The organism is Paracoccus sp. UBA889, from assembly GCA_002294185.1.
Taxonomy (GTDB): Bacteria; Pseudomonadota; Alphaproteobacteria; order Rhodobacterales; family Rhodobacteraceae; genus Paracoccus.
In genome coordinates this window covers 12,419-21,057 of the sequence record DBFD01000062.1, presented here as the reverse complement: position 1 = coordinate 21,057, position 8,639 = coordinate 12,419, and the positions used below count along the sequence as shown (strand labels likewise).

The 8,639-nt window shown below is 63.9% G+C and carries 6 protein-coding genes; 2 read left to right on the top strand and 4 right to left on the bottom strand.

Translation table 11 applies throughout. The features are described 5' to 3' along the window. Positions 1 to 100: 100 nt before the first annotated feature. The gene (locus B4L36_RS13020) at positions 101 to 826 is read left to right on the top strand and encodes a FadR/GntR family transcriptional regulator (RefSeq protein ID WP_292958014.1); all 726 of its coding nucleotides are present in this window, start codon (positions 101 to 103) and stop codon (positions 824 to 826) included. A gap of 63 nt (positions 827 to 889) precedes the next feature. Here the strand turns inward: B4L36_RS13020 and B4L36_RS13015 are convergent, their stop codons facing one another. The 4 genes from B4L36_RS13015 to B4L36_RS13000 form a co-directional block, all read right to left on the bottom strand. Next, positions 890 to 1,744 carry an SDR family oxidoreductase gene (locus B4L36_RS13015; RefSeq protein WP_292958012.1) on the bottom strand — a complete coding sequence of 285 codons (855 nt, stop codon included), beginning with the start codon at positions 1,742 to 1,744 and terminating at the stop codon, positions 890 to 892. Positions 1,745 to 1,807: 63 nt separating this feature from the next. Next, positions 1,808 to 4,285 carry a DNA ligase D gene (gene ligD / locus B4L36_RS13010; RefSeq protein ID WP_292958010.1) on the bottom strand — a complete coding sequence of 826 codons (2,478 nt, stop codon included), beginning with the start codon at positions 4,283 to 4,285 and terminating at the stop codon, positions 1,808 to 1,810. After that, positions 4,285 to 5,118, bottom strand: coding sequence for a Ku protein (locus B4L36_RS13005; RefSeq protein WP_292958008.1), 834 nt, complete (start codon positions 5,116 to 5,118; stop codon positions 4,285 to 4,287). Before B4L36_RS13005 ends, ligD begins: the two co-directional genes overlap by 1 nt. A gap of 323 nt (positions 5,119 to 5,441) precedes the next feature. Next, positions 5,442 to 7,499 carry a catalase gene (locus B4L36_RS13000; RefSeq protein ID WP_414692184.1) on the bottom strand — a complete coding sequence of 686 codons (2,058 nt, stop codon included), beginning with the start codon at positions 7,497 to 7,499 and terminating at the stop codon, positions 5,442 to 5,444. 402 nt (positions 7,500 to 7,901) lie between these two features. Between B4L36_RS13000 and B4L36_RS12995 the strand changes: the two genes are divergently transcribed. After that, the coding region (locus B4L36_RS12995; protein WP_292958006.1) for a cbb3-type cytochrome c oxidase subunit I at positions 7,902 to 8,639 on the top strand (738 nt) is incomplete at its 3' end.

Sequence of the window (8,639 nt, the reverse complement as noted above, 5' to 3'; positions counted from 1 at the left end):
TGACCGACCGCGGTGACGGCAAGATCGTTACAAGGGTCGGTCGCGGGCCTATAAAGGAGATCAGGTGGCTGGCCGGCGCGGATTTCAGTCCAGACCAAACATGAAGGAGATCACCTTGTCAGAGACCCGTCGCCCCTCTTTGGCGGATCAGGTTTACGATCAACTGCTGGCGACAATTCTCGAAGAGAAATACCCGGTGCAAAGTCGGCTGCCCGCCGAAGACGTCCTGGCCCAGAATTTCGGCGTCTCCAGACCGATCGTGCGCGCGGCGCTTTCGCGCCTTCGCGATGACGGGATCGTCCAGTCGCGACGCGGCTCTGGCAGCTATGTCCTGCGCCGGCCCGACCGGCAGCTCATCAGTTTCATTCCGCTGGAATCCGTCTCGGGCGTCCAACGCTGCTACGAATTCCGCATCGACGTGGAAGGGGCGGCCGCCGCATGGGCGGCACGGCGCCGAGACGAAGATGATCTTGCCGCGATGGATCACGCCTATGAGGTGATGAAGCAAGCCTATGAACAGAACGCTCTGGGTGTCGAGGCAGACCAGATGCTTCACCTTGCCGTGGCGCGTGCCTCGAAGAACCCGTTCTTCGCTTCGGTTCTCGAATCGCTTGAAGAACAGATCGCCTTTGGCGTGAAGCTGTCGCGATCCCTGACCCTGCTGGATACGCCGGTGCGTCAGGAACGGGTGCTGGCTGAACATCGAGCCGTCCTGGACGCGATCCGGCTGCAGCAGCCAGAGGTCGCCAAGGCCGCCATGCGCCATCATATTACCGCCGCCAAGGACCGGATGTTCGTTGGCAAACCGGAAAAGGACCGATCGTGAAAACATCGCGGTCGGCCTTGCCCGAAGACCGGCGTCCCGGACCCCTGGGCCACGAGGCCGATCTCAGCTTCCGACCAGGTCGCCGCCATTGGGGTGCAGAACCTGGCCGGTGAAATAGGACCCGTCATCGCAGGCCAGAAACAGCATGGCAGAAGCAACCTCGTTGGGCTGGCCGGGACGGCCCAGCGGTGAGGACTTGCCGAAATCCTTCACCTTGTCCGGTGGGAACGAGGCGGGGATCAGCGGCGTCCAGATCGGTCCGGGGGCAACGCCGTTCACGCGAATCCCCCTGGGCGCCAGCTTGGACGACATGGCCCGCATGAAGGACAGGATCGCACCCTTGCTGGACGCATAGTCGATCAGCAGATCCTGGCCGCGATAGGCGGTCACAGAGGTGGTGCAGATGATCGATGCGCCCTTCTCCAGATGCGGCAGCGCTGCCTGAACCATGAAGAACTGTCCGCCCAGATTGGTTCGGAAGGTGCGAAACAGCTGGTCTTCGGAGATTTCGGTGACGTCCTCTCTTGCGTGCTGTTCGGCCGCGTTGCAGACCACAACATCCAGGCGTCCGAACTCGTCCAGGGTCTGGCGTGCCACGTCTTCGCAGAACGACTTGCTGCCCACGTCTCCCGCCAGCAACAAAGCCTTGCGGCCCTCGTCCTTCACCAGACTGCGTGTCTTTTCCGCGTCGTCATGTTCGTCCAGATAGACGATCGTCACATCGGCGCCTTCCCGCGCGAACAGGACCGCGGTCGCGCGTCCGATACCGGAATCGCCGCCGGTGATGATCGCCACCCTGTCCTTCAGTCGTCCCGACCCGGGATGGCGCGGCATGTATTCCGGGGGCGGGTCCATGCGGGATTCGATCCCCGGCTGACGGTCCTGGGTGTCCATCTTGTCAAGATCCTTCGGATGCATCCTTGTTCTCCTTTCATGTTGCCAGACCCGCATCCACGCGCGCGGACGACATTCTTCCTGCTTTCAGTCCTTGGCCACCATTTGCTGCAGCCCGTCGATCACGCCATCGGAAAGGGTCTGCCGCTCTTCCTGCAGGGCCAGCGCCGGGCAGCGGGACTTCAGCCTCGCGGCCATGTCGCCCATCGAAAACCCGCCGGATGCCTCGATTTTGCGAAGCTCGGTCCAGGTGACCGGGACAGCGACCGGCGCCCCCGCGCGCGCGCGGACGGAATAGGGGGCGATGGCCGTCGCGCCGCGTTCGTTGCGCAGCCAGTCGATGAAGATGCGCCCCTTGCGACGGGCCTTCGACATGGAGGCTGTGAACCGTTCGGGTTCGCGCGATGCCATCGCATGGGCAAAGGTCTTGGCAAACAGCTTGACCGTGTCCCAACCCCGTGTGCGGCGCAGCGCGGTCCAGACGTGAACGCCCTTGCCACCGGTCACGATGACGCCCGTCTTCAGCCCGATCCCTGCCAGGGCCTCGCGAAGGTCGAAGGCCGCGGCACGCACCGCGTCCCAGCCCAGCCCCTCGTCGGGGTCCAGATCGAAGACCAGGCGGTCGGGCCTGTCCAGACGATCGCGACGCGCCCCCCAGACGTGGAATTCCAGCGTGCCCATCTGCGCCGCCGCGACCAGTCCGCCGGGGCCCGTGGCATAGAGATACCGGGCCGCATTCCCGTCGCTTTCGCCGATTTCGACGCGGCCCAGTTCGCGGGGCATCCCGCCGGTGTCGTGCTTCTGGAAAAAACATTGTCCGTCGATCCCCGAAGGGCAGCGGAACAGAGACAGCGGACGCTGACCGATCAGCCCGATCATGCGTTCGCCGACACGATCATAGTGGCGCGCCACATCGCCCTTGGTGCAGCCCGCTTCCGGAAAGACCCTGCGACCCTCATGGGTGACGCGGATGCCGCGAATCCCGGTTTCCTCGTTCTGTTGCATCGGTTCCTCCAACCGGACCTGATCGGCGGTCTTGTCGTGGCGCAATCCCAGGAACGCGCCGTGACGGATATGGCCGTCGGCGGTGAATTCGGTGAACTCGACTTCGGCCACCAGGTCAGGGCGCAGCCAGGATGCGCCACGCGCGATGGCCGCGGGCACATCACCGACCGGCGGGGTCTTGCGGGGGGTGAAGGCGGCAGACAGATCCTTCATCGAGGCCTCGGAAAAGCCTGTGCCGACGCGACCCTTGTAGCGCAGCTTGCCGGCTTCGTGCGAGGCTACCAGAAGCGATGCGAACGGCCGCCCCTTCTTGTCCGAGGGGCTGAATCCCACGATCACGAATTCCTGCCGTCGCGTGCACTTGGTCTTCAGCCAGGTCTTGGCGCGTCCACCGCGATAGGGTGCGTCGAGACGCTTTGACACCGTGCCTTCGCCCCCGGCCTCGCAAGCCGCGGCGAAGATCCGGGCGCCGTGGCCGATGACGTGGTCGCTTGTCCGCAGCGCGCCGCCGGCCGGCAGACCCGCCAGCAAGCCGGCCAATCGTTCGCGCCGCTCGATCAGGGGCGCGTCGGTCAAGTCGGTGCCGTCCACGCGCAGCAGGTCAAAGGCGAAAAAGACCAGATCGCCCCCCTCCTTGAGTGCGCGTTGCAGCGATGAAAAGGCCGATTGCCGAATCCGATCGGCCATCACCTCGCCGTCGATCAGGGCGGTGTCGCAGGGCAAGGCGTCGAACGCCGTGGCCAGGCGGCCGAAACGATCCGTCCAGTCCTTGCCCGAGCGGGTATAGAGCCGCGTCCCTCCGCCACCCAGCGCGGCAAGGCATCGGTAGCCGTCGAACTTCGTCTCGTGCAGCCAATCGTCACCCTCGGGTGGCTTGTCGACCAGCGTGGCAAGCTGCGGCGTGGTGAAGGCCGGCCGTTTGCCCCGGCGTTTTCGATCCGCGGCCGCGGATGCGACCGGACCGACCGCGGCCGCGATCCGTTTCATCGGGCGGCCGGTCCTGACCGAGACGTCGAACTGGTCGGTCAACGCGTCCGGTTCCTCCCCTGCGTCGTCGTCGATCTCCTTGATCAGCAGCCAGTTTTCCCGCTTGTCATCGGGCTTTCGCTGCATCCGCACCAGGGTCCATCCGCCGTGCATCCGGCTGCCCTGAAGCGTGAATTTCAGCTTGCCCTTCTTCAGGCCCTGCCCGAAATTCTCCTGCGCCGACCAGGTGCCCTCGTCCCACAGCATCACCGTTCCGGCACCGTATTCGCCTTTGGGGATCGTGCCTTCAAAGCCGGCATAGTCGATCGGATGATCCTCGGTCCGGACCGCAAGGCGTTTTTCGCGCGGATCGGAGGAAGGGCCCTTGGGGACAGCCCAACTGAGCAACACGCCATTCCATTGCAGCCGGAAATCGTAGTGCAGGTGGGAGGCGGCATGTTTCTGCACGATGAAGCGGTGATTGTCGTCTGCGGCAGCCGGAATCCGGCCTATCGGCTCGCCGGTGCGGGTGAAATTGCGCTTGTCGTTGTATTCGGCCAGAGGGTCGGCCGGCCGAGCGTCGCGGCGGGTCATCACGACGCCTTCTTGCGCTTCGGCTTCTTGCTGTCGGCCGCCCGCGCGGTCTTCAGGCTCTGTTTCAGCGCGCTCATCAGATCGACGACCTTGTCGCCGCCGGCAACTTCACGTTCGGCGTCGTCGCGGACTCGTGGGGCTTTCTTGTCCTTTCGCTTGGCCTCCAGCAGATCGCGCAGCGCCGCGGCATATTTGTCGGTATAGGCGGTGGCGTCGAAGGGCGCGGATTTGCGTTCGATCAGCGAGGTGGCAACCTCGACCAGTTCGACATCGGCGGGTGCATCCTCGATACCGGTAAAAATCTGATCGGCCTCGCGCAGTTCGTTTTCGTAATGCAGCGATTCCATCAACAAGCCGTCGCCACAGGCCTTGACGGCGGCAAGATATTCCTTGCCGCGCATCGTCACCTGGCCCAGCCCGACCTTGTTCGTCTGCCGCAGCGCGTCGCGCACGACGCGATAGGCATCCTCGGCCAGATCGTCGGAAGGGACGATGTAGTAGGGCTTGTTGAAGTAGATCGGCGGTATATCGCGAAAATCGACGAACTGAACCAGTTCGAAGGTCTTTTTCGTCTCCAGCTTGATCGCGTCGATTTCTTCGGGGTCGATCAGCAGATATTCGTCATCCCCGATCTCGTAGCCCTTGACGATTTCGGCCGCATCCACTGGTCCGATCTCGGGCACGGTCTTTTCATATCGCACCTTCTTGCCCGAAGGCCGGTGAATCTGGCGAAATGACACGCGGCCATCGGGTTTCGTGGCCGAATAGATCTCGACGGGGATGGCGACCAATGACAGCCGAAGCTGACCCTTCCACAATGCGCGCGGTGCCATTTCCGTCCTTTCCCTCGGGGTCCACGAGAATGATCAAAGGCATTTCGGAAGAATATACGCCTTGCGCGGCGCGATGGTTCCTGAACCGGCCCCCATTTGGACCGTTTCTTCCGGCGCCGGAATGGGCGCCTGCCGTCGCCCCGCAGTCAAGGACGGGACTGCCGTTCGCGTGAGGCATATTGCCGGCCGCGACAGGGGTCAGCGCCTGCCGATCCGGGCAAACAGGCGGGCGAAAACGCCCGCCGGACTTTCGAAGATACAGGCCGCCTGGTGGCCGCAGGGCCGGCGCGGTCCAGAGATGGACTGCCCCGCCCCGATGCGCGCTACCAGATCGCGCGCTCGCGATCATGGAACCGCCGTGCAGCGACCTTGACGAAGGCATCGGGGTCCAGGTCCACGACACCCTCATCCCTGGTGACGCCCGCCGCATCCAGAAGCGGTTTCGCCGCATCCTCGGCCGCGATCGCTTTCAGATGCGCGAAGGCGTCCGAGACGAAATCGATCGCCGGCTTGTAGCTGGCCAGCGCCCGTGCGTCCTCTGACCCGATCACCAGGGCGATCGCATCCAGAAGAACCGATGGCGTGGCGGCAAGTTGCGCCTCGGCATGGCCACGCTGCCTTGCGATCATCACCGCCACGCCGCCGGCCGCTTCGACCGCTTCACGAATGGCCTTGGCGCGCGCGGAATCGCCCCCGGCGCCGATGACAATCCCGACCTTGCGGCCCGCGAGGCTGGGCTTCGACCGCTTCAGGATCGACAGCGCGTCCGAGGGCGGCATGTCGATCGGGGCCCGCTGCGGCGTCGCGGCCTCGGGCAGATCTTCGGCCAGGCCGCGGGCCACGGCGCCGGCGAGATCTTCGTCGATCACCCGCAGATGACCCAGAATCCGGCTGCGGACATGATCCAGTCCCACGTTCGACAACTCGAAGGTGATCGCCTCGGCGATGTGGCGCTGTTCGACCTGGGTCTGGCTGCGATAGAACAACCGCGCCTGGCTGTAGTGATCGCCGAACAATTCGGGCCTGACGCGCAGCTTGGCATCGGGCGAGTTGCCCAGATCGGTCATCGCAGGGGCGGTGGCAAAACCCCGATCCACGGCGCGCGGACCGCCGTCCTCGCCGGCTTCGGCAAGACTGTTGGGTTCATAATTGGCCCGTCCCTTGGGCACCGCCATCTGCATCATCCCGTCACGCTGGAAATTCTGCATCGGGCATTTCGGGGCATTGATCGGCAATTGATGGAAATTGGCGGTTCCCAGCCGCGATTTCTGGGTGTCCAGATAGCTGAACAGCCGCCCCTGCAACAGCGGATCGTCGGTAAAGTCGACGCCCGGCACCACATGCGAGGGACAGAAGGCCGCCTGCTCGGTCTCGGCAAAGAAGTTGTCGGGATTGCGATCCAGCACCATCCGGCCGACGACGCGCACCGGGATATCCTCTTCCGGAACAAGCTTGGTCGCGTCCAGGACGTCATATGGCTGCCGGGCGGCCCAATCCGCGTCAAAGACCTGGATGCCCAGATCCCATTCGGGATGATCGCCGCGTTCGATGGCCTCCCACAGATCCTGTCGGTGATAGTCCGGGTTGGCGCCCGCTGTCTTGACCGCCTCGTTCCAGACCTGGCTCTGAAGCCCCAGCCGTGGCTTCCAGTGAAACTTGACAAAGGTGGACTTGCCCTCGTCATTGACCAGACGGAAGGTGTGGATCCCGAAACCCTCGATCATGCGGAGACTGCGCGGAATCGCCCGGTCGGACATCGCCCACATGATCATGTGCAGCGATTCGGGCATCAGCGAGACGAAATCCCAGAAAGTGTCATGGGCCGTGGCGGCCTGGGGATAGCCCCGATCGGCCTCCATCTTCACGGCGTGGATCAGATCGGGAAACTTGATCGCGTCCTGGATGAAGAACACGGGGATATTGTTGCCGACCAGATCGAAATTGCCCTCTTCGGTATAGAACTTGACCGCAAAACCCCTGACATCGCGGGGGGTGTCGACGCTGCCCGCCCCGCCCGCGACGGTGGAAAAGCGGGTAAAGACCGGCGTGCGGCCCTTCTTCGACAGGAATTGGGCGCGTGTCAGTTCAGGAATGGGATCGGTGCATTCGAAATAGCCATGCGCACCCGACCCGCGGGCATGCACGATCCGTTCGGGGATACGCTCGTGATCGAAGTGAAAGATCTTCTCGCGCAGGATGAAGTCTTCCAGAAGGGAAGGCCCGCGCGCGCCCGCCTTCAGGCTGTTCTGGTTGTCGCTGAGCGCGACGCCCTGATTGGTGGTCAAGGGCTTGCCGCCACGCTGATGCAGCTCGCCCGCCTCACCGCTCTTGTTGCTGGTGTCGGTCACGGCACTCTCCTGTCCTGATTTGTGATCCGGCATCCGCAAGGACGCCCGGCGAACAACGCAGGTGATGGCTGACCGTTCCCGCGAAAGACGAAATCCCGGATCAGCGGCGCCGCCCTTGTCCGGCGCCGACGCGCGCCGTGTCCGTGATCGGGCGATGCGAGACCGCCCGCAATGGTCGGTGGCGACGGAACGAAGCGCGCGCGGAGGGCGGGCCACGACCGCCCTTGGCATCGTCGGCGCGCGTCCTGGAAATGGTTGACTGATGCAAAAAATGCGAGCAACGTGCCTGCGGGGCCGACTCTCGCTCCGGCTAAAGCCTTTCGACACCGCCGTTTTTTCGACCGGACGGCGCATGGCGGAAAACTGCCCGGAACATGCGACCCCGCCGAACGGAAGGGGAGGAATGTCGTGACGGACATAACCAGTACCCGGGACATGCCACCCTCCGGCCGACATCCAAGCGACCTGCTGGAACCGATCCATCATTACAGCGACCGTGCCGCGCGAACCTGGCTTTACAGTTCCGTCTTCTGGCTGATGTTCGTCACCCTGGTCGGCCTGACCATCGCGACCGAGTTGATCGCGCCGAACATCTTTGCCGGCATCCCCTATCTGGTCTTCAGCCGGATCCGGCCGATCCACGTGAACGGGGTCATCTTCGCCTGGCTGTCGATGATGTATTTCGGCGGTGCCTTCTATGTCCTGCCGCGGCTTCTGGGCTTGCGGGAAATGTGGGGCGAAAGCCTTGCGGTCTGGATGGCGTGGGCGTGGAACCTGACGATGGCCGCGGGCTTTGCCGGGCTGTCGATGGGATATACCCAGGGGCGTGAATATACCGAACTGATCTGGCCGGTCGATGTGGCGGTGGTGGTCGTGCTGCTGATCAACATCTACATCATCCTGATGACGGTGCTGGCGCGGCGGATCAGGCCGCTTTACGTCACCGTCTGGTGGAGCGTCGCCAGCCCGATCTGGCTGGCCGCAGATTATTTCATCGTCAACGTGATGTGGCGGCCGGGCACGTTGCTGGGCAACGGCATTCCGGGGGCGCGGCTGTCCGGCGCGCTGGAAGACCCGCTGGCCGACGGAATGCTGAACTGGTGGGGAAACCACAACCTGTTCGGATTGTGGCTGACGCCGATGATGGTCGGGCTGATGTATTACTTCGTGCCC